The sequence below is a fragment of the Enterococcus sp. DIV0802b genome (assembly GCF_050543535.1).
GTDB classification, from domain to species: domain Bacteria; phylum Bacillota; class Bacilli; order Lactobacillales; family Enterococcaceae; genus Enterococcus_D; species Enterococcus_D entomosocium.
Genome location: NZ_CP172941.1, coordinates 1,477,250 through 1,498,610, shown reverse-complemented (window position 1 = coordinate 1,498,610; position 21,361 = coordinate 1,477,250). Strand labels below are relative to the sequence as shown.

Genomic DNA, 21,361 nt, shown 5'->3' with positions numbered 1-21,361 from the left:
TTCTAGTGACCGTTTTGTTCACGGACTAGTAAAAGTCTTTGAGCCGTTTTCTTTAGATAATGACCTCATCTCCTTTACTGGCAACGGTTTGCTCCGTAGTCGATGCCGTTTTTGAAACCACCTGATCTGTTTCAATTGGGTGGATATCTTGAAGAATTTTTTTACCAGCAAGGGCAAAAACACCACCAACTAAGCTGCTCCCCATCAAAATGAGGCCGATCAAGAAATAGCTGCCAAGAACTAAATAGCCAACGATCAAAATCGACCAACTAATGATCGAATAATGCAGATAGCCTAAACCTAACAACGCACTCCCTCGCAGGATCTCAAACACGGTCACAAAGTTAGTGGCTGCCATGACGGTATACACGTGCATGAATAGAAAGAGAAACGCAATCAAAAAGAGGACATTCGCTACTTGGATAAACCATGGAAATGGCGCAAATATATTGGTGATCACGATTGCTGCGATGATCAGAAACAACCAACTGATCAGCACCGATTGTCGGAACCGTTCTTTACTATAGTAGAAAAAACTTTTGATCAAAGGCGGTCGTTCGTGAAGACGAAGCCAGCGATTATAATATTTCATCATGGCATACGAGGCTGGTCCGATTCCCAAAAAGATTCCCCCCAGAAGTGTCACACTTAGCCAAAGAAAATGAAGGGCGATCAGGGTCAAAAACGCGGTTAGCCCATCGTTGATTTTCGTGATTTTCTCAATCGTCATATGATCCCCTCTTTCTTAATAGATACCATCTTCCCCAATTTTTTTCGCCAAACGATTCGCAAAAACAACGAGGATCAAACCTACAAGACCTTTAAACAGCCCAACAGCTGTCGAGTAACTCAATTGACCATTTTGAATCCCGGCGGTATAGACAAAGGTATCAAAGATTTGGGCAACCTCACGGTTCATTGAGTTCATTAATAGGAACATATGCTCAAAGCCCATATCTAAGATCGAACCGATTTTTAAAATCATTAAGGTCACAATCGTCGGACGAATACACGGCAACGTGATGTGCCACATTTTACGTAGTTTGCCAGCCCCATCCATATCCGCAGCTTCATAAAGCTGTTCATCAACATTGGTAATAGCGGCTAGATAGACGATCGTCCCCCAACCGGCACCTTTCCAAAGATCTTGGAAAATGTACATTGGACGTAGCCAAGTACGGCTAGTTAAGAATGGGATACGTTCCCCACCAAGACTTTCGATCATGTTATTGATCACACCACCTTCAGTCGTCAACAGGACGTAGAAGATTGAAACTACGATCACCCACGACATAAAATGAGGCAAATAAATAATCGTCTGGATACTTTTTTTCAAGCGACGGTTATTTACTTCATTTAACATAAGCGCCAATAAAATAGGAAAAGGGAAGGAAATCGTGATATTTAAGAAAAACATGATCAGCGTGTTGCGCATCAACATCACAAAAGTATCTTCAGTAAAGAGCCGAATAAAATGAGTAAACCCAACAAAGGGACTGCCTAAGATCCCTAAGAATGGCTGGTAGTCTTGAAAAGCGATGACCAAACCGCCCATTGGAATGTAACGAAAGATAATAAAATATAAAATACCTGGCAATACCATAATATAGAGCGCACGATTTTTTCTGATTTGCGCCCATTTTTTCTTTTTCGACCGCAGTCGCTGTTCTTCTTCAGTAAGTGGTGAGAAGTAATTATCAACTTTTGTTTCCATACTTGTTCCTCCGAGTTTTTTTGATTTGATAGTCCCATGGTAGCGTGTAAGAAAGATAACGTATATAATCATTTTCTCAGCATTGGAAAGGCATACATTTTTTAGGATTATTTCTCGGTCGAATTGGAAAACCATTGATTTATCAACGTTTGTCACGATTGTGATTTTTTTAACATGTAAAAGTGATTATATACGTTGTCCCCGCCTCATGATACGTTGGAAATACCTATTTAAGTAAAAAAAGATGGAGGTTTTTCCTATGCAACAAACCCTAAAAAAAACGAACCGCCCGAAGAGTGAACGGGTTGTTCAAGGATTTATTATCGGTTTTCTACTACTCTTTACCTTAATGTGTCTCTTGCCTTTTCTGAACATTCTCGGAAGCTCCTTTGCTTCTTCTTCTGAGATTGCGACACGAACATTTATCATTATCCCACGTGAATTTAGCTTAAATGCTTACCGGTATATTCTCTCGACTCCCACGATTTTTACGAGTATTGGTGTTTCCCTTTTTGTGACCATCGTCGGAACGGTTCTTTCAATGATCTTGACCTCTTTTATGGCCTATGCTCTTTCAAGAAAATATTTGCATGGACGTGGCATCTTCAATTTTATTGTCGTATTTACGATGTTGTTTAGCGGAGGGATGATCCCAAGTTTTATTTTGGTACAAAGCCTCGGCTTGATCGATTCTCTCTGGGCACTGATCTTACCGAGCGCCATCAGTGCATATAATATGATCATTATGAGAAACTTTTTCCAAGGGATTCCTGATAGTTTAGAGGAATCCGCAAAAATGGATGGTTGCTCTGATTGGGGCGTCTTTTTCCGTATCATCTTACCTCTTTCCTTACCATCGATTGCGACGATCTCTTTGTTCTACGCTGTTAGTTATTGGAATACTTATCAATCAGCGATTTTGTACATCAATGATTCAGCGAAATGGCCGATCCAAGTGCTCCTTCGACAAATCGTGATTGTCTCCAGCGGGATGAACGCCGATGCCGCTAGTGTCGATGTTGTCCCCCCAGCACAATCCGTGAAAATGGCCGTGATCGTCGTTGCGACTTTGCCAATGTTGATCGCCTATCCATTTGTCCAGAAGTATTTCGTGAAAGGTGCCATGGTTGGTTCCGTCAAAGGGTAGCCAACAGGCAGCAAAGAAAAAAAGCGTTTTTTGATCAACGATCAAAAAACGCTTTTTTTCTTTTAATCTTTGGATCGTTTGCGATACTCTCCGGGTGTCATCTGTTCTTTCTTTTTGAAAAAGCGGATGAGGTTTTGAGAGTTGGTATATTGTAGGTTGGCGGCGATTTCTTTGATGGTCAAATCGGTTTCTCTTAACCACTTTTTCGCGACTTGCAATCGATAGTTTTGTAAGTAATCGGCAAAATTGATGGATAATTCCTTTTTAAACACATTACTTAAGTAATTGGCATTATAATGCAACTGTTCAGCAATGCTATCTAAGGAGAGATCTTGGTCGTATTGTTGGTGTACGATCAAGACCATCTTTTCAGACAAGGAGCGAATTTCTCGATCTGTTTTGGCTTGTGTCGTTTCAACGATAGGTAAAACTAACTCTTGATAGATGATTTGCTCAACTTTGAACAAACTGGTTTGGTTGAGCACGGATTGATAGACTTTACGACTATTCTGCAAGCTAGTATGATCTGCTCCTAGGAGTTGTCCTAGCTGAACGATACTGTTGATCAACTTAAACAAGGCACTTTCAATCGTCAACGGATTTTTGTTTTCATGAATGATTTCGCGTACGACTTCTGTGTAACTCGTTTTGATGGTCGCTAGATCCCCACTACGCATTGCATCCAAAAAGGTGCTTTCTGCTTCTCTAGGGTACTGAACGATCGCGTTATTGTCTAATTGTGCCGCAATGTCGTCAAAAAAGATAATGACTTCTTCCCCTAAATTCATTCGATAGTGCAAGGCTTCTTTAGCGTTATCAACCGCTAATTTGGTTTCTACGAGGCGGTCGTAGGATTGTGAGACCCCACAACTTATTTTGATTTTCAAGTAATCTTTTGCCGCTTGATGGATCTTTTGACAATAGGTCAATACTTGTTTTTGGTCAACTGATTCAGGAAGCTTTAAAATTGTTCCTTGGGTTTCTTGACTGGAGATGATTGGCTGAAAACGCAAATTGGCCGGAATGATTTCAGAAACGAGATTCTCGATGGCAAGCAAGAAAATATCAATAGTCGCTGTTTCTCGTCCACACAAATCATCGATTTGAATCAGTAATACGGCAAAGTGTTCCGTTTCGGATACTTCATACCCAAATTGTGACAGTTTTAAGTGACTATCTGCTTCTGAGATACAGCCGCGAAACAAGTTTAATAGAAACAAGGATTCTAACTCGGGCTTTTGATGTTCAACTTTAACAGCAAGATCGTGGTTTTGATGTAAGACCTGGTCGATATCGGAAATCAACTGATTAACTTCTAATTTCTGACCTTGTTTTTTTGGCTTTAAAAGCTCACCGATCCGATTGATGGGTGAGGTAGCCACGATCGCAATGCGATAGGATACTAATAAAAAGAGGATGATCAAAAGACTGCCAATCACGATCAAACCGCTTCTTAATTCACGGATTGCTTGCGAAACGCTAGCAGGTGCCAGACGGATCACATGATACCACTGATTGTAATCCGATTGTGTGACCACATACTTATTGTTTTCTTTGTCAGTGAAGATGCCATCGCCGTGGGCAGCTGCAATCATTGTTTCTTGTAAGGCAGAATCGATCACTTCACCATTATCGAAAAGCAGTTGTCCGTCCGCATGAAAAATATTCAAAAAGGAATCGTCATGATCTGCCACCAACTGCGCAATGGTATGGTCTTGGATTTCAGCGATCCCCAAAGCAGTGGTTTCCTGTCGAAAAACAGGCAGCGTCATCACCATTTTTAAATAGCCATCTTCTGGCAACCAATACAAGTAGCGTTGGTTGTCAATCAACGCTTGAAAAGCAGCGAATTCAGTATCATCGATCTGTTTTAAGGAGCCTTCTTCGATTTTCCAATGCTGATTCAAATTCACCAATTGGTAGCTGGCGTTTTCGATTCCCATCACACCAATGTAAGCCAGTTGCGAATTGATCTCTCGCACTTGTCGATAATTCGTCACGGAAAATGGCTGTTCCATCGTATCGGAAAAGCTTTGAGTACTGCTATATGTAGAAAAGGCATACTCTACCATCTGAATTTTTTGATCCAGATTTTCTTTGACTTGGTTGACCAAATTATGTTGACTTTGCAGAAACGTTTCTTGAATGTTTTGATACGTTCGATGATAAATGACCCCACTAAACCCAATGATTAAAGCGCTACCAATTAGAAAAATCAAAATAAATATTTTATAAAACAAGTTGGATGTTTGATGATAGCTTAAAAAGAATTTCATAGACTCCCTCCCATTACCTAACTATCTTCTTTTATACTAGCACATCCCAGAAAAAGTTCCTATGTTATTTCGAAAAATGTTTCACGTGTGCATCCTTGGTGTATTGACATTCTCGTGGGAACAAGCTATGCTTGAATCAAGCAAAAAGGAAGAAGGTTTTCTATGGTCACGATCAAAGATATCGCCAAAGTCGCTGGTGTTTCACATACAACTGTTTCTCGTGCGTTAAACGATAGCCCATTAATCAAGCCAGAAACAAAAAAGAAGATCGCAGCCATCGCTGAATCTTTACACTATGTGCCCAATGTCAATGCCAAAAGTCTGGTGAATCAGAAATCTTATATCATTGGTCTTTATTTTTCTCATCTATCCATTGGTACTTCCGATAGCTTTTTAGTCGAAGTGATCAAAGGAATCAGTGATACCCTACCATCCGAATATACTTTGGCGGTTCATGAATTATTGCAATCCGATACATTTGATGAAGAGCCGAATCGCCTCGATGGAGCGATCGTGATGAGTCAAAGTGATCGTGATGACGGCTTTATCGCTGCTCTTTCAAAGAAAAACATTCCCATCGTCGTTTTGAATCGTCAATTGCAGGATGCAACCTTGATGAATGTCACTAGTAATGATGCCCGAGGGGTCTATCAAATGATCACCTATGTGCTTGAACAAGGCTTTCGAAAGATCGCCATGATCGAAGGGATCGCTTCCTTTGGTTCCGCTAGAGAGCGTCGCAAAGGATTTATGAAAGCGATTCAAGAAAAGCAGCTTGTCTGCCCGAAAGAATACTTCGTTGCTGGCGACTTCTCTTTGGAAAGTGGTCAGCTGGGTGCCCAGCAACTACTCGCTTTACCTGAACCACCTGAAGTAATTTTTTGCGCCAATGATGATATGGCGATCGGTGCGATCAACGCCTGTCATCAAGCAGGACGAAAGATCCCAGAGGAGATCGGTATCATCGGTTTTGATGATAGTTCTTTTTCTCCCTATACGTATCCCCCATTAACAACGATCCGCAAACCAGTCTATGAAATGAGTCAATTGGCAGCAACTCTGCTGTTGCAAGCATTTGCCAATCAAGTAGTTGAGAAACAACATTTCTTTGATACCTCGTTAATCATTCGTCAATCGCTGTAAGCCTCTTGTTTTCAAGAGCGCTTACGCAAAAATGTTAACGTGTGCATAACTATTTTTTAAGGAGGATTCTATGAAAAAAATTACCGAACACCCCCATCAAACCTATCCAGCCCGAGTGATTCAATTCGGGGAAGGCAATTTTATGCGGGGCTTTTTTAACTGGCAGCTGCAGCAAATGAACAAACAAGGGCTTTTTAACGGCAGTGCCGTTGTGGTACAGCCGATTGATCACGGCTTGAAAGAGCTGTTGGCACAACAAGAAAATCTTTACACCGTTATCTTAGAAGGACTTGTCGATGGCGCTTTATCTCAAACATTTGAAGTCGTCTCCACCATTTATCAAGTGTTGAATCCATATCAGCAATGGGAAGACTATCTTGCTTTAGCAGAAGACGAGCAACTTGAGATCATCGTTTCTAATACGACGGAAGCAGGTATTGCGTTTCACCCAGAGGATACCTTACACGATACCCCTCCCCACAGTTTTCCCGCAAAACTGACCGCTCTTTTGTATCGTCGTTTTCAACTACGAAAAAAGGGATTTTTGATCATTCCTTGTGAATTGATCGATCGGAATGGGGAAAAACTAAAAGAGATCGTCTTACAATATGCCGCATTATGGTCTTTGGAATCAGACTTCGTCAACTGGTTAGAAAAAGAAAACACCTTCTGCTGCAGCTTAGTCGATCGGATCGTTCCAGGATATCCTCGCGACAAAGTGGCACAATACCAAGAGGTTCTTGGCTATGAAGATGCCGTAATGGTCACTGCGGAACCCTTTATGCTATGGGTGATCGAAGGAAACGGCGTAGCCGAAAAGCTCCCTTTGCAAGAAGCTGGGTTGAATGTGATCGTGACAGAAGATATGACTCCTTACCGTGAACAAAAAGTACATTTATTAAATGGTCCTCATACGGCGATGGTTCCCCTCGGTCTTTTAGCGGGTTTAGAAACCGTTGAAGAAGTAATGAACGACCGTGAATTTGCAGCCTTTTTAGATGGTCTTTTTCAGGAAGAGTTGATTCCAATGCTTGATTTGCCTAAAGCGCAGCTTGCAGCTTATGCGGAACAAATCAAAGAGCGCTTCAGAAATCCTTATGTGAAGCATCATCTGCAATCGATCGCTTTAAACAGCGTCTCAAAATTCCGTGCGCGTCTTCAACCAGTCTTAACTCGTTATGTCCAACAAAACCAGCAGTTACCAAAACGAATCACTGCCGCACTGGCAGGGTTGCTGACTTTCTATCTCACACGACCCTTTCAAGATGATGAGCTAGTGACAACCATATTTCAGCAAGTGAAACAATTACCAGCAGAAGAACAGATCGCCGCTCTATTAAAAAATGAGCAACTTTGGCATGCAGACCTGAGCTTTATGACAGCGACAATCAATGAAATGTGCACATGCCTTAAACAAGACGGACCTCGCCAGTTACTTGCGTCGATTGACACCCCTGAGCCAAGTTTGAAATAAAGGAGAATCTTTATGTCCAGCACATTAACAGAAACACCCGCTCAACTATTGAAATTGCACCCTAAAGACAATGTCGCAGTCGCATTAAAACCACTAGCTGCTAAAACGACCCTTGCATTTGAAGGCCAAACGATCACCCTTTTTGAGGATATTCCACAAGGACACAAAATCGCCCTCAAAAATCTAGCACAATCACAAGACGTGATCAAATATGGCTACCCCATTGGACATCTCTTAGCTGACGTGAAAACTGGCCAATGGTTGCATACCCACAATGTCAAAACCAACCTTTCTGGTACTTTAGCATACACCTATGCCCCCGATTTGCATCCCGTCCGATATCCAAAAAGCGCTGCGACGTTCCAAGGGTACCGTCGAGCAAACGGCAAAGTTGGAATTCGTAATGATTTACTGATCGTGCCAACAGTTGGTTGTATCAATGGCATCGCAGAGATCATTGTTGAAAACTTCAAGAAGAATCATCCAGATCTTGGCACTTTTGATCATATTACGATCCTTAAACATCCCTACGGCTGCTCTCAGTTAGGCCAAGATCATCAAAACACTCGTCAAATTTTAATTGATGCGGTGCATCATCCAAATGCCGGTGGCGTCTTGGTCTTTGGCTTAGGTTGTGAGAACAACACCGTTCCCGAGTTTAAGAAAAACCTGGGTGACTACGATCCAAAGCGCGTCAAATTTATGGTGGCACAGGAAAGCGACGATGAAATTGCGGTCGGCGAAAGCTTATTAGAAGAATTACTGGAAGCAGCAAAAGAGGATCAACGAGAAGCCGTTCCCTTGAGTGAGCTAAAGATCGGGTTAAAATGTGGGGGTTCTGACGGGTTTTCTGGGATCACCGCCAACCCTTTGTTAGGGGCATTTTCTGACTTTTTAGTTTCTCAAGGTGGCAGCACGGTCTTGACGGAAGTACCCGAAATGTTTGGCGCTGAACAAGTCTTGATGGCGCGTGCACAAGATGAAGCAACCTTTGAAAAAATCCTCCATCTAATCAACGACTTTAAAGATTATTTTCTTGCTTACGGTGAACCAGTCTATGAAAATCCTTCTCCTGGCAATAAGGCAGGCGGTATCACTACGCTAGAAGATAAGTCATTAGGCTGTACCCAAAAATCTGGGACTTCCGCTGTCGTCGATGTCTTAAAATATGGGGAAAAACTCCGTAAGCCAGGCTTGAGCCTGCTGGAAGGTCCAGGAAACGACCTTGTTGCCGCTTCTGCACTGGCTTCTGCCGATTGCCAACTCGTCTTATTTACCACTGGTCGCGGCACGCCATTTGGTGCCTATGTGCCGACCATGAAAGTTGCCACGAATCAAGAGATTTATCATAAGAAACCCCACTGGATTGATTTCAACGCTGGCCGCTTGTTGGAAGAGCCGATGGAGGTCGTGCTGGAAGACTTTATTCAAGCGATCATCGATACTGCCAGTGGAAAACCGACTCGTAATGAAGCCAACAACGTTCGTGAGATCGCCATCTTTAAAAATGGTGTGACACTATAACCAAAGAAAAGAGGTTCGACATGTTTTTAAATGAAAACTATTTACTGCCAAATGAAATTGCTCAAACCCTTTACCATGACTATGCCAAAGATCTGCCGATCATTGATTACCACTGCCACTTAGACCCGAAAGAAATCTATGAGGATCGGCCCTTTAAAACTATCACCGAGGCATGGCTAAGTGGCGATCATTACAAGTGGCGGTTGATGCGCGCTTGTGGCGTACCAGAAGAAGCGATTACGGGCAATGCCAGTGATTATGAAAAATTTTTGGCATGGTGTCAAACAGTGCCAAAATTGGTGGGAAATCCCCTTTACAGTTGGACCCATTTAGAGTTAAAGCGATTTTTTGCGATCGATCTTCCCGTTACTGAAGAAAATGCCGAAACTTTGTGGAGGCTATGCAACGAAAAATTGCAGCAAAAAGACTTTACCCGAAGAGCTTTGATTGCTCGCAGTAACGTCGAGATCGTTTGCACCACAGATGATCCAGTCGATGATCTTCACTATCATCACCAATTAAGCCAAACAGAACAACGTTTTCGGGTCTTGCCGACCTTTCGACCTGACAAAGCGTTACAAATCGACCATCCGAATTTTCTTACCTATGTTACCAAACTCGAAAAGAGTGTCGAAAACGCGATCACTACCTACGATGCTTTCTTGACAGCCTTGCGGGACCGTGTAACCTACTTTCACCAGCATCACTGCCGCTTGTCTGACCATGCGCTGGATACTTTAGTGTATGCTGCAGACGAACAGTTATCCCTTGAAACAATTTTTGCTAAAGCATTAGCTGGGGAATCTTTGGAGGAAAACGAAGTCTCGTTCTTTAAAACCAATGTTCTAGTTGAACTGATGAAGCTGTATCACGAACATGGTTGGACGATGCAACTGCATTTCCATGCGTACCGCAACTGCAATCAACGAATGTTTGAGCGCTTGGGACCAGATACGGGCTACGATGGCATCAATGATCAACCACTGACTCAAAGCTTGCAGAAATTATTGAACGCTGCTGATGCGCAGGACCATTTGCCTCAAACGATTCTCTACTCCTTAAATCCCAATGACTATGATGCACTCGTCGCTTTGATGGGGTGCTTCCAGCAAGAAGGCAATAATAAATTGCAGTTAGGATCTGGCTGGTGGTATAACGACACCCGCGCAGGCATGCGTCACCAATTGACGAAATTCGCAGATGGCAGTGTGATCTTTAACTTTGTCGGCATGCTGACGGATTCAAGAAGCTTTCTGTCTTACACCCGTCATGAATATTTCCGACGCGTCTTTTGTGAATGGCTTGCTGAGATCGTTGTACGTGGTGAAGCACCTGCTGATCTTCGTCAGCTAAAACCATTAGTAGAAAATGTCTGTTATCAAAACGCCAACAACTACTTCAAATTTTAGGAGAAAGACAATGGAAAAAATCGTCATCGTCGGTGATTCCACCGCATCGATCAAAGAGCCTAGCGCTCGTCCAGAAACGGGCTGGGGTGAAAAGATCTCACGCTATCTCCCCCAGCATCAAATCGTCAACTTGGCAAAAAATGGGCGTTCCTCCAAAAGCTTCATTGAAGATGGACGCTTGTTGCAGGCAAAAAAAGAACTATATGCTGGTGATTATCTCTTGATTCAATTTGGACACAACGATCAAAAAACAGATAGTCGTGGTACGACACCTGTAGAATATCAGCATAATTTAGCAACCTTCGTGCAAACGGCACGCCAGCAGCAAGCGACACCGATCCTATTGACCTCGATCACTCGTTTGCATTACGTGGACCAACAGCAACTTGATCCTTTGGCAGTCGGTCCTTACCCAGAAGCAATGCGTGCTTTGGCTACCTCCTTGGATGTGGTCTGTCTGGATCTTTTTGCCGCAACACAACGGTTCTTTTCAGCACTGGAACCACAACAGGCGAAACCCTATTTTCTTCATTTAGAAAAAAACCAGCACCCCAATTATCCAGCCGGCATTACGGATAACACGCATTTGAATGACCAGGGTGCTACAGCCGTTGCCAAATTAGTTGCCAAATGTTTGACAAATGCTCCATTACCGCTTGCACAACAAGTTCTTTTAGATTGAAACTCATTGTTCGTGTTGAATCTTCCCCTAACATAAATACGCTACCTGATTTTAAAAAGAGCAACTCAAGCAAAACGCTGCGAAGAACAGTTTCCTTCACAGCGTTTTGCTTTTGATTCTTTTTAAAAGGTTTGATTGCCATTCCTTTGCTTCACCCATTTATCACCAAGCTACCTTTTAAAGCCCTGCATTTCTTAGGTGTTGCACCATAAAAATGGGAACGATTGCAATCGTCCCCATCCTTACTACTGATTGTTTTATTCAGGTTGTTTCCCGATATACGCCAAGATACCGCCGTCTACATATAAGACATGGCCATTGACAAAGTTGGATGCCTCAGAAGCTAAGAAAACCGTTGGTCCTGCTAAATCTTCTGGCTCACCCCAACGGGCAGCAGGTGTTTTCGCTACGATAAATTGATCAAATGGGTGACGAGAACCGTCTGGTTGGATCTCTCGTAATGGTGCAGTTTGCGGTGTTGCAATATAACCAGGTCCGATCCCATTACATTGAATGTTAGCTGAACCAAATTCAGCACAAATGTTTTTCGTCAACATTTTCAAGCCGCCTTTAGCCGCTGCGTAACCAGCCACCGTTTCTCTTCCCAATTCACTCATCATTGAGCAAATGTTAATGATTTTTCCATGTCCTTTTTTGATCATTGACGGTAAGACTGCTTTTGAAACGATAAATGGAGCGTTCAAGTCCACGTCAACGACTTGGCGGAAGTCTTCAGCAGACATCTCCAACATCGGGATTCGTTTGATGATCCCAGCATTATTGACTAAGATATCAATCACGCCAACTTCTTCTTCGATCTGCTTGACCATTTCGTTGACTGCTTTTTCATCCGTTACATCACAGACATAGCCGTGGGCTTCGATCCCTGCTTCACGATAGTTTGCTAATCCTTTATCCACTGATTCTTGATCCAAGTTGTTAAAAACGATCGTTGCTCCTGCTGCTGCTAATGAACGAGCGATCGTAAAACCGATCCCATAGACAGCGCCTGTCACTAATGCGATCTTACCATCTAAACGAAATTGATCCATTGAAAAATCCATAATTGATAAACCCTCTTTCTTTTTATTTTAAGTCGTCCATTGCCACCATATCCATGTCGGTATAGGTGATATTTTCGCCACACATTGCCCAGATAAAGGAGTAGTTACTGGTTCCAACACCCGAATGGATCGACCAGCTTGGAGAAATAACTGCTTGTTCTTCACTAACGACTAAATGCTTCGTTTCATCTGGTTTGCCCATCATATGGAACACTTTTGTGTCTTCGTTGGCAAAATCAAAATACACATATGCTTCCATCCGACGTTCATGGGTATGACTTGGCATCGTATTCCAAGCACTGCCTGGTTCTAAGATCGTGTACCCCATTTGTAATTGACAGCTTTCACAAACATTTGGGTGAATGTATTGATAAATTTTCCGTTCATTTAATGTCAAGCCCTCGCCTGTCTCCATTGGTGTGACTTGATCGATACTGATTTTTACATTTGGGTATTTCTTATGTGCTGGCACGCAAGATAGATAGAATTTCGCTGGATTTGCTGGATCATCAGAGTGGAACAAGACTTGTTTGGTTTCCTTGCCGATATAGTAGCCGTCTTGTTTTTTCATTGGTTCTTTTTGGCCATCGATCGTGATCGCACCAGGTCCTCCAATATTGATGACGCCTAATTCGCGACGTTCTAAGAAGTATTCCACCCCTAATTCGCTGCTTAATTGCACTTCTAACGCTTCTTCCGTCGGTGTCACTCCGCCAAAGATCATCCGATCATTGTGGGTATAAGTCAGCATGATTTGTCCTGGTGTGAAAATTTTCTCTACCAAAAATTCTCTGCGTAATTCCTCGGTACTATAGTGACGAATATCAAGTGGACTATGGGTATAGCGTGTTTCCATGTGTTGCATGTTTTATTCCTCCTATCGGATAATTTTTCCTGAACCTGTTGCAATAAATTCTTGTATCTCATTGGCGCTAAACTGATTACAGTCGCCATGGATCGTATGTTTCAAAGCAGAAGCTGCAGTTGCAAAATCAATGATTTCTTGGTCTTGTTTCTTCGTGACAAGACCATGTAGGATACCAGCTGAAAAGGCATCTCCGCCTCCGACGCGATCAACGATTGGATTGATCTCATGGGTAGCAGAAACGACATAATTGCCGTTGTGCCATAGGCTTCCTGTCAATTGATTGTGACTTGCTGAGAGCACCTGACGACTAGTTGAATAAAAGAGCTGGATATTTGGGTATTTCCGATGCATTTCTTGATAATAGTAGTCATCTTCGACTTCCTCTGTTGGAGCTGATACATCCATAAAGACTTGGGCATCTAACTGTCCTGCCGAGCAATAATCGACATAGGGGAGCACTTCTTGCAAAAAGACGCGTGCTTCAGCGGTCGTCCACAGCTTTCCACGATAATTGATATCGAAACTGATTTTACAACCAGCTGCTTTCGCTTCTTTGATCAACGTCAGCAAAAGTGTCTTCCAAGTCGTTGAAAGAGCGGGCGTGATCCCTGAAAGGTGAACAATATCAACCCCATCAAAAAGGTCAGACTGCCACTCATTTTCCTTCATTTGAGCAAAGCTAGAGCCTGCGCGATCATAAACCACTCGCGCTGCTCGTTCCCCGATACCGGTTTCAATATAGTAAGTACCTAGTCGGGAACCGCCACGAAGCAAGTGACGACAATCGACGCCATAGCTTCGTAAATGATGAAAAACGGCATCTCCTAAAGCATTTTCCGGCACTTTACTAGCAAAAGAAACGTGATGACCAAAATTTGCCAAGGAAATCGCAACATTGGCTTCCCCGCCACCATAATGGGCAGCAAACGTCGAACTATGGGCGATTCGGTCGCCTAACGTTGTCGATAGACGCAACATGATTTCTCCTAGTGTCAGAATGTTTGCCATCTTACTTTCCTCGAATCTCTTTTAATTTTGCCGCATATTGTTTCGCTACTTCTGTTACTTTGTCAAAATCCCCACTTGCTGCTGGCGCTAACAAATTCCCCCCTACACCAACGGCTACAACACCCGCTGCAAACCATTCTTGCATGTTGTCTAAGCTGACACCACCGGTCGGCATAATGTTTAATTGTGGCAATGGCGCTTTGAAGGCCGAGATGATACTTGGTCCATACGCACTACCCGGGAATAGTTTAATGATATCTGCGCCTGCTTTTAAGGCGTCCTTCATTTCTGAAATGGTCATGCAACCAGGCAGATACGGGATTTGATATAAATTACATAATTCAGCCGTTTCTTGATCAAAGGTTGGGCTTACCACATATTCTGCGCCTGCCATGATCGCTAAACGAGCGGTCACTGCATCAAGAACGGTCCCCGCACCAACAACTACCTCTGGATTCTCTTTGAAGGTTGCTACTAATTCAGCGATTACATCCGCCGCTTGAGGCACTGTAAAAGTCAACTCAATGCCGGTGATCCCCCCTGCAACGATCGCTTTACTTGCTTGTAGTGCTTCTTCTTTTGAAGCGCCACGTACAACAGCGATCACACCGCTTTCCTTTAGTTTCATTAAATTCGCTACTTTTTTCATTAAGACCCTCCACTTATTTCCTATTTGGAAAATGGTATTTATTATAAAGAAACTTACACGTTCATTATACCGTTCTCGTTTTTATTTGCAAGGGCTTTCCATTAAAAAGTTTACAACGCTTGCTCAATTTGTTGTTTTGTCGCAATAATCGCATCGATCAATGTCGTTTTGTATTTTGGGGTCAAGCGGTATTTCGGTAGGCTGATAGAAAACGCCCCAACGATCTCCTGATCTTTTGTCAGTGAGGCGCCGATGCAATAGATTTCTTGTTCCATTTCTTCATCATCAAAGGCTACTTGGTTCGCTTTTGCCTGTTCCAATTCTTTCTTCAACTTCAACTGATTTGTAATGGTATTTTCGGTATAAGCGGTTAAAGGCGTTGCTGCCAAGTACTCCTCTACTTGAGGGGCATCAAACTCCGCTAAAACGGCTTTCCCCATGGCAGAGCTATACAACGGTCTTGTGATTCCTACTTTTGAAGACATGCGGATCGTTTGATTCTGAGGCTCCAATTTATTGACATAAAGAATCTCATTGGCGGTCAAGACGCCTAAGTGGATCGTTTCATCCGCCGTTTTCTGCAATGCTTCCAAGTAAGGCAAGCTGATTTCCACTAAATCAAGCTCTTGAATGTTTTGATTGGCATACTTGATCAGCTTAGACCCTAAGCGATAATTCTTCTCTTTGTCGCGTTTGACATAGCCGATCATTTGTAGCGTTTCCAATATTTTCAAAGCTGTGGATGGGGTCAGTTTCGTTGCTTCTGAAATTTCTTGCAATGGTTTACTTGGCGCTTCTGCTAGATAATCTAAAATGGTTGCTGCTTTTAGTAGTACGGTTCCATATGGTTTTTGTGTCATCATTTCTCCACCTTTATTTTCTATATAAGAAATTATAATATCTTTTTAGGAAATGCACAATCTTTTTTCCTATATATCAGCATGACGCGATTCCTATTTTACTTTCTGTCGTTATTCATTGTATGATGAAGACAAGACAAAGGAGTGCCGAACAATGGACTTAAATGTATTGATCAAAGGAAAAAAATTGACTGACAATGAGCTGCAAATTCTTGATTATTTGCTTGCAAATACCGCTGCGATCGATGGACTGCCCTTAAGAGAAATCGCTAAAACGATCTACACTTCCCCAGCAACCATCGTGCGGCTTGCGCAAAAACTAGGTTTTTCTGGCTATCTAGAGCTGCTTTACTTCTTAAAGAATCGCTTGAAAAATCAGACGATCACTGAAGCCGCCATCGATTACCAAATTGACGCTGCCAGTATTGCAGATACGATCGAAGCGATCAAAGAAATCTATGGACAAAACAAGAACAAGTTTATTACGATTTATGCCACAGGTTTTTCGGGGATCGTGGCAGAATACCTCCACAAAAAAATGCTTGTCAACGGCATCAAAACCTTATTAGTCAGTGCTTCTGACTCAGGTGGGATCATTAGTAACAACATTGAGAACATCAGTATGTTGATCACCATTTCTAAATCTGGCGAAACACAAAAAGTGCTGGAAAAGATGGCATTAGCCAATGAACATCACATACCAACTGTTTTGTTTTGTGGTAACGGTGAGCATCGCGCCAATCAACTAGCGACCTTTTCCTTTGAAGTGACAGATGAACGTCCCTACGACACCCAAAACATCCAGTACACCAGTTTCTTTGGCAAACTGCTCTTATTGATGGAATATATCGTTGACGCTTTCACGTGTGTTGAAAAAGAAAACCAGCAACCCTAGTGGATTGCTGGTTTTTGCTTATGCATGAAAATACGTTTTTGCCAGTTCTTGATAAAGCGCGTGGTTCTGCAGATCAGGAACAAATTTTTCATCTGGCTGATCTTGCCGCACAACAGAGCTTTTGTACAAATCATACAAGCCGAATATCGGTTCATTTTCATCGGAAAGATAACAGGTTAGCCCCAACACATCCGCGGTCATTTGACCTAATAGTTTTGTTTGAAAGAAACCACCACTTACAGTGACTGCCCCTTCCAACTGCGCCATTTGCTTTAATAAATCGATGTTCATCAGCATGCCTTCGAGGACTGCCCGTAACATATCTGAGCGATTGTGTTTCAGGGTCAAGCCAGAAAAGCCACCTGTGATTTCATTCGTCCAAAAGGGTGCCCGCTCGCCATTTAAATAGGGGAAAAAACGTAAACCGTTGCTGCCGATCGGTGATTCCTCCATGACTTGCGGCAGATAATGATAAAACCCATCAGGATCTTCTGATAAGGTCTCTTTTGCCCAAGCAAGCACACAACCGCCATTATTCGAAGGTGCCCCTACGACATAGAGGTCTTCTTGCAGATAGTAGCAAAAATTTTGTTTTTGGCGATCAAAGACCGTGGTCTCACTTACTTTACGAACCGCCGCACTGGTTCCGATCGTCAAGCTGTTGCGGATCCCTGTAGAAATATAGCCAGCATATGCTGCCAAACACCCATCGCTAGCCCCACACATCACTTCTACCTCAGGCTTCAAGCCACACCGCTGCGCCATCTCCTTGGTAATCAAAAAACGATCAGTCGGTGCACATAAAGGCGCTAATTGGGTTTTTGAAAGGGATAAATAGTTGAGAATCTTTTGACTCCATTGCTTTTCTTTCAAAGAAAAAAGACCGGTCGCTGATGCGGTACTATAATCGATCCGTGCTTGTCCGGTAAACAACGCCATTGCTAGTTCTTTTAAGCCTAACCATTTCGTCTCTTTGGAATATGAACCACTTGTTTGAAAATAAGCCAGTTTCGCAAAGGGAGACATCGCATGGATTGGTGTCCCTGTCTCTTCATAAAACGTTGCCGCCAGATCCGTTTGACGAAAGGCCGTCATCGTTTGATTCGCTTGATTGTCTGACCAAATGTAAATCTCTTCTGCTGTCTCACCAGCCACTGGCATCAAACTGTGCATGGCGGTACTGAACCCGATCACTGTGATTGCCGCTTTTAATTGAGTGGGAATCGTTGTGACACCACTGATTAATTGGCTACTGATCTGGGTCGCTGATTGGGTCTGTTTTAACCCGTGGCTATGGGTTTTGATTGGTAATGACTGTGAGTAAATGATTTTCCGATCTTCAATGACCCCAAATTTTATGGCTGTTGTGCCGATATCAATCCCTAAAAACATCGCATTGCTCCCTCTCATCTGATTCAATTAGCTTTATTCTACCATAGTTAGTGGCATATTCTAGCATACCTGTCTGATCGTTTTGTTGAGAAGACGTTTAGTGATGATTTTCTTCAGAGAAGTATTCTTCCACAGCAAAAATCAAAAAAAGAAAGATTCTTGGAGAATCTTCCTCTTTCCAGTTATCCCATCAGAAAATGTTTCGCAAATGTGAAACAAATCAAGACAATCCTGGCCAGTAATCACCATTTTCCGAGACCAAATCATCGAGTAACTCTTTGGCTACTTTTGCGCTAGGAATCGTTTTGGAAAGGCTTAACGCTTGCCACATTTTTTGATAGCTCTTTTCCACATATGCTTCGACCACTAATTTTTCCACAGTCACCTGTTGGAACATGAGCGCTTGTTGGAAGGCAGGAATTTTTCCTTGAGCGAGGGCTTCTGGTCCATCAGAACCGACGATACATGGCACTTCCACCATGGCATCATCCGGGAAGTTCGCAATCGCGCCGTTGTTTTCCACAATCATGACCATTCGCTCATGAGTATTAAAAGCGATGGCGCGTGCCAAATCAACGATAAAAGTTGCATGGGCATCAATCTCAAAAGCGATCCCTTCAGCAGATCCTTGTGCAGTGATCTTTTTGGCATGATCGAACACTCGTCTTTCCCGTCCTTCCATCACTTCATTGGAACGCGTATACTCTGGGTGTTCTTTCATGTGTTCGTAGACGTAATCTGGGTATAAATAATACTTCAAGTACGTATTTGGCAGATATTCTGGTGTGAGAGCCAAGAGGTCTTTGGCTTTTTTGTGGGTGTCTTGCCAACTTGGGTCTGTATGTTGGGTATCCACTTCGATCTGCGTCAAATAGCCATGTTCTGCAACATAGTCACGTATGGTTTGAATGTACTCCGTGCCTTCTTTGTCTTTGACACTAGTCCACCAGCCAAAATGATTCAAGCCAAAGTAGCGAACTTCTAACTCTTCTGGCTGCTTGCCAATGATTTGCGACATGCGCCGCAACGTGCCCACGGGCATGTCACAGATATTCAGAACCTTTGACTCAGGACGCAAGACCCGACATGCTTCAGCTACGATTGCAGCTGGATTGGAATAATTCAGCATCCAACAATCGGGGGAATACTGTTCCATGTAATCAATGATCTCCAGCATACCAGTGATGCTGCGCATCCCATAAGCGATCCCTCCTGGACCACAGGTTTCTTGACCAAAGACGCCATGACGCAAGGGGACTTTTTCATCTTTTTCCCGCATATCATACTTTCCTACTCGGATATGCGCCATACAGAAATCGACATCGCTGAAGGCTTCTTCAGGATCCGTCGTAAATGAAAATTCGATTTGAGGTGCTTGTTCTTTTAATAAAATCGCCAGGGCTTCGCCGAGGATCGCTTGGCGTGCTTCATCATTGTCGTATAGTTTCAGCTTTCTTAAAGGAAAGCGTTCTTGATTGTCAAGTAGCATCATAACGATTCCCGGGGTAAAGGTACTGCCGCCCCCTGCGATCACTACTGAAAAATTTTTCATCATTCAATCTCTCCTTCTCTTCCAAGATAATTTTCTAATTCTTCCCGCACTTTCGGCACAGTCAACCCGTAAACGACATGGACATTTTCACCATTTTTGATCACGCCTTTGGCTTGTGTTTCGTCTTTTAGTAGCGCTTCATCCACGAGTTCAGGATCCTTTAGTTTTAAACGTAAGCGGGTATAGCAGTTGTCGATAGTTTTGATATTGTCATCGCCACCTAGCGCTTTGGTGATGATTGCTGAGATACTTGTTTCACCAGTCGGACTAGTGGCGGCTTGGTCACTCGCCATGACCCCGACACCTGCTCCAGCAAGTTGTTTTTCTTTGTACTCTTTCTTCGAATACAGTTTGGTCTCTGTCCCATCTTCTTCACGCCCGACCGTTTTCAAATTCAGTTTCGTGATCAAAAAGCGGAACAAGAAGTAATAAAGAAAGAAGAAGACGACTCCGACGATCAAGTACACTGGCCAGCGAGTTTTCTCGATCCCTAAGGGCAAGTTGTACAAAAGAAAGTCGATGAAGCCATTCGGTCCGATGGCGCGAGAACCAAAGAGATTTAACGCCACCATGCTCAAGCCGCTAAGTGCAGAATGAATGACGAACAAAACAGGTGCCACGAACATAAAAGAAAATTCGATTGGTTCAGTCACACCTGCAATAAAGGAAGTGACGACAGCTGGAATCAAAATGGCTTTGACTTTGACTTTATTTTCTGGTTTTGCCGTTTGATACATCGCCAAACAGGCACCGATCAGTCCAAACATTTTTGAGATCCCACGAGCGTCCCAAATGACACTTTGCGATAATACGCGGACTGCTGGGTCAGCAATTTCCGCAAAATAAATGTTTCGTGCCCCTTCAAAGACTTGACCGCCAACTTCTGCGACACCGCCTAATGAAGTATACAAAAACGGCGTGTAGATCAAGTGATGCAAGCCAGTTGGAATCAATAAGCGTTCCAACATACCGTACAAGAAGATGCCAAAGTTGCCCGTTTGTTGAATGATGCCGCCTAAACCGTCGATGCCAGTTTGTATTACTGGCCATATAAACGTGAAAACGATGGCTAATAACACGACGACCGGAATCAAGACAATAAAGACGAAGCGCGCGCCGCCATAAACTTGAAAGGCGTTGTTAAAGGTCGTATCGATAAAACGATTATGGATCAATGCTACGACGATCCCTAAAATGATCCCCAGAAAGACCCCCATATCCAACACTTGGATTCCTAAAACGATCGCTTGTCCTGAACCTTGAAGGGCATCGGCTGGAACCAACATCCCCCGAAGTTCCATGAATTTATTCATGGCATTCAAGAAGACGAAATAACCTAACAACGCGGTAAATCCCGCTTCAGCTTTTTTCTTATTAGCTAACCCTAGAGCAATCCCGACACAAAAAATAATGCCCAAATTGGTTAAAATCGGTAATAAGGAAGCGGACAAGATACTACCAAAACCGGTGGTTATCGGATTATCCAAAAAGGGAAACTGCTCAAGCAAGCGGACATTTGTAAACACATTCCCAACGGCAATCAATATCCCTGCGATCGGCAAAATCAAAACGGGCACAAACATTGCCTTGGAGAATTTCTGCATCGCATCCATCACTTTTTCTTTCATTGAGGAAACTCCTTTGTAGTTGATTTGTAGGTTCATTATAGGAAACATTTGTTACTAATAGAATAGCAAACGTTTT

18 protein-coding genes are annotated in these 21,361 nt (G+C 43.0%); 7 read left to right on the top strand and 11 right to left on the bottom strand.

Features of this window, described 5'->3' with window-relative positions:
• Positions 1 to 52 precede the first annotated feature (52 nt).
• Together IGJ12_RS07135 and IGJ12_RS07130 are read right to left on the bottom strand one after the other, a co-directional pair.
• Positions 53 to 730 carry a DUF624 domain-containing protein gene (locus tag IGJ12_RS07135; protein ID WP_087664230.1) on the bottom strand — a complete coding sequence of 226 codons (678 nt, stop codon included), beginning with the start codon at positions 728 to 730 and terminating at the stop codon, positions 53 to 55.
• Positions 731 to 745: 15 nt separating this feature from the next.
• Positions 746 to 1,714, bottom strand: a complete 969-nt coding sequence (locus IGJ12_RS07130) for an ABC transporter permease (protein WP_087664231.1) — start codon at positions 1,712 to 1,714, stop codon at positions 746 to 748.
• 259 nt (positions 1,715 to 1,973) lie between these two features.
• Between IGJ12_RS07130 and IGJ12_RS07125 the strand changes: the two genes are divergently transcribed.
• Positions 1,974 to 2,861, top strand: a complete 888-nt coding sequence (locus tag IGJ12_RS07125; RefSeq protein WP_008381527.1) for a carbohydrate ABC transporter permease — start codon at positions 1,974 to 1,976, stop codon at positions 2,859 to 2,861.
• 62 nt (positions 2,862 to 2,923) lie between these two features.
• On the opposite strand, the gene IGJ12_RS07120 is transcribed toward IGJ12_RS07125, so the two are convergent.
• A complete protein-coding gene (locus IGJ12_RS07120; RefSeq protein ID WP_430619515.1) occupies positions 2,924 to 5,137 on the bottom strand; it encodes an AraC family transcriptional regulator in 2,214 nt (737 codons plus the stop codon).
• Between the two features lie 162 nt (positions 5,138 to 5,299).
• Here IGJ12_RS07120 and IGJ12_RS07115 point away from each other — a divergent pair, with 162 nt between their 5' ends.
• The 5 genes from IGJ12_RS07115 to IGJ12_RS07095 all read left to right on the top strand — a co-directional run bounded on the left by IGJ12_RS07115 (position 5,300) and on the right by IGJ12_RS07095 (position 11,369).
• A complete protein-coding gene (locus tag IGJ12_RS07115; protein ID WP_087664232.1) occupies positions 5,300 to 6,280 on the top strand; it encodes a LacI family DNA-binding transcriptional regulator in 981 nt (326 codons plus the stop codon).
• A 70-nt stretch (positions 6,281 to 6,350) separates the two neighbouring features.
• Positions 6,351 to 7,754, top strand: coding sequence for a tagaturonate reductase (locus tag IGJ12_RS07110; protein WP_087664233.1), 1,404 nt, complete (start codon positions 6,351 to 6,353; stop codon positions 7,752 to 7,754).
• 12 nt (positions 7,755 to 7,766) lie between these two features.
• Positions 7,767 to 9,278, top strand: coding sequence for a UxaA family hydrolase (locus IGJ12_RS07105; protein WP_430619514.1), 1,512 nt, complete (start codon positions 7,767 to 7,769; stop codon positions 9,276 to 9,278).
• A 20-nt stretch (positions 9,279 to 9,298) separates the two neighbouring features.
• Entirely contained in the window at positions 9,299 to 10,687 is a 1,389-nt protein-coding gene (gene uxaC, locus IGJ12_RS07100; RefSeq protein WP_430619513.1) for a glucuronate isomerase, read from the top strand.
• Between the two features lie 10 nt (positions 10,688 to 10,697).
• Positions 10,698 to 11,369, top strand: a complete 672-nt coding sequence (locus IGJ12_RS07095; RefSeq protein ID WP_429967137.1) for a rhamnogalacturonan acetylesterase — start codon at positions 10,698 to 10,700, stop codon at positions 11,367 to 11,369.
• A 257-nt stretch (positions 11,370 to 11,626) separates the two neighbouring features.
• On the opposite strand, the gene IGJ12_RS07090 is transcribed toward IGJ12_RS07095, so the two are convergent.
• From IGJ12_RS07090 to IGJ12_RS07070, 5 genes are all read right to left on the bottom strand, one after another.
• Positions 11,627 to 12,433, bottom strand: a complete 807-nt coding sequence (locus tag IGJ12_RS07090; protein WP_005229917.1) for a gluconate 5-dehydrogenase — start codon at positions 12,431 to 12,433, stop codon at positions 11,627 to 11,629.
• Positions 12,434 to 12,455: 22 nt separating this feature from the next.
• On the bottom strand, positions 12,456 to 13,298 hold the full coding sequence (gene kduI, locus IGJ12_RS07085) for a 5-dehydro-4-deoxy-D-glucuronate isomerase (RefSeq protein WP_005229915.1): 843 nt from the start codon (positions 13,296 to 13,298) through the stop codon (positions 12,456 to 12,458).
• A gap of 12 nt (positions 13,299 to 13,310) precedes the next feature.
• Positions 13,311 to 14,309: a PfkB family carbohydrate kinase gene (locus IGJ12_RS07080; protein ID WP_430617829.1), complete on the bottom strand. Its 999-nt coding sequence runs from the start codon at positions 14,307 to 14,309 to the stop codon at positions 13,311 to 13,313.
• Between the two features lies 1 nt (position 14,310).
• A complete protein-coding gene (locus IGJ12_RS07075) occupies positions 14,311 to 14,958 on the bottom strand; it encodes a bifunctional 4-hydroxy-2-oxoglutarate aldolase/2-dehydro-3-deoxy-phosphogluconate aldolase (RefSeq protein WP_016621203.1) in 648 nt (215 codons plus the stop codon).
• Between the two features lie 110 nt (positions 14,959 to 15,068).
• Entirely contained in the window at positions 15,069 to 15,821 is a 753-nt protein-coding gene (locus tag IGJ12_RS07070) for an IclR family transcriptional regulator (protein ID WP_016613298.1), read from the bottom strand.
• Between the two features lie 151 nt (positions 15,822 to 15,972).
• Here IGJ12_RS07070 and IGJ12_RS07065 point away from each other — a divergent pair, with 151 nt between their 5' ends.
• Complete coding sequence (locus IGJ12_RS07065; protein WP_008381545.1) at positions 15,973 to 16,713, top strand: MurR/RpiR family transcriptional regulator; 741 nt, start codon at positions 15,973 to 15,975, stop codon at positions 16,711 to 16,713.
• A gap of 18 nt (positions 16,714 to 16,731) precedes the next feature.
• Here IGJ12_RS07065 and IGJ12_RS07060 read toward each other — a convergent pair whose 3' ends face one another.
• The 3 genes from IGJ12_RS07060 to IGJ12_RS07050 form a co-directional block, all read right to left on the bottom strand.
• Positions 16,732 to 18,105 (bottom strand): gluconokinase, encoded by a 1,374-nt coding sequence (locus IGJ12_RS07060; RefSeq protein ID WP_430619512.1) that lies wholly within the window; start codon positions 18,103 to 18,105, stop codon positions 16,732 to 16,734.
• 220 nt (positions 18,106 to 18,325) lie between these two features.
• Positions 18,326 to 19,657 carry a 6-phospho-alpha-glucosidase gene (locus IGJ12_RS07055; protein ID WP_034878889.1) on the bottom strand — a complete coding sequence of 444 codons (1,332 nt, stop codon included), beginning with the start codon at positions 19,655 to 19,657 and terminating at the stop codon, positions 18,326 to 18,328.
• Complete coding sequence (locus IGJ12_RS07050) at positions 19,657 to 21,285, bottom strand: PTS transporter subunit EIIC (protein WP_086299549.1); 1,629 nt, start codon at positions 21,283 to 21,285, stop codon at positions 19,657 to 19,659. Before IGJ12_RS07050 ends, IGJ12_RS07055 begins: the two co-directional genes overlap by 1 nt.
• Between the last annotated feature and the right edge of the window lie 76 nt (positions 21,286 to 21,361).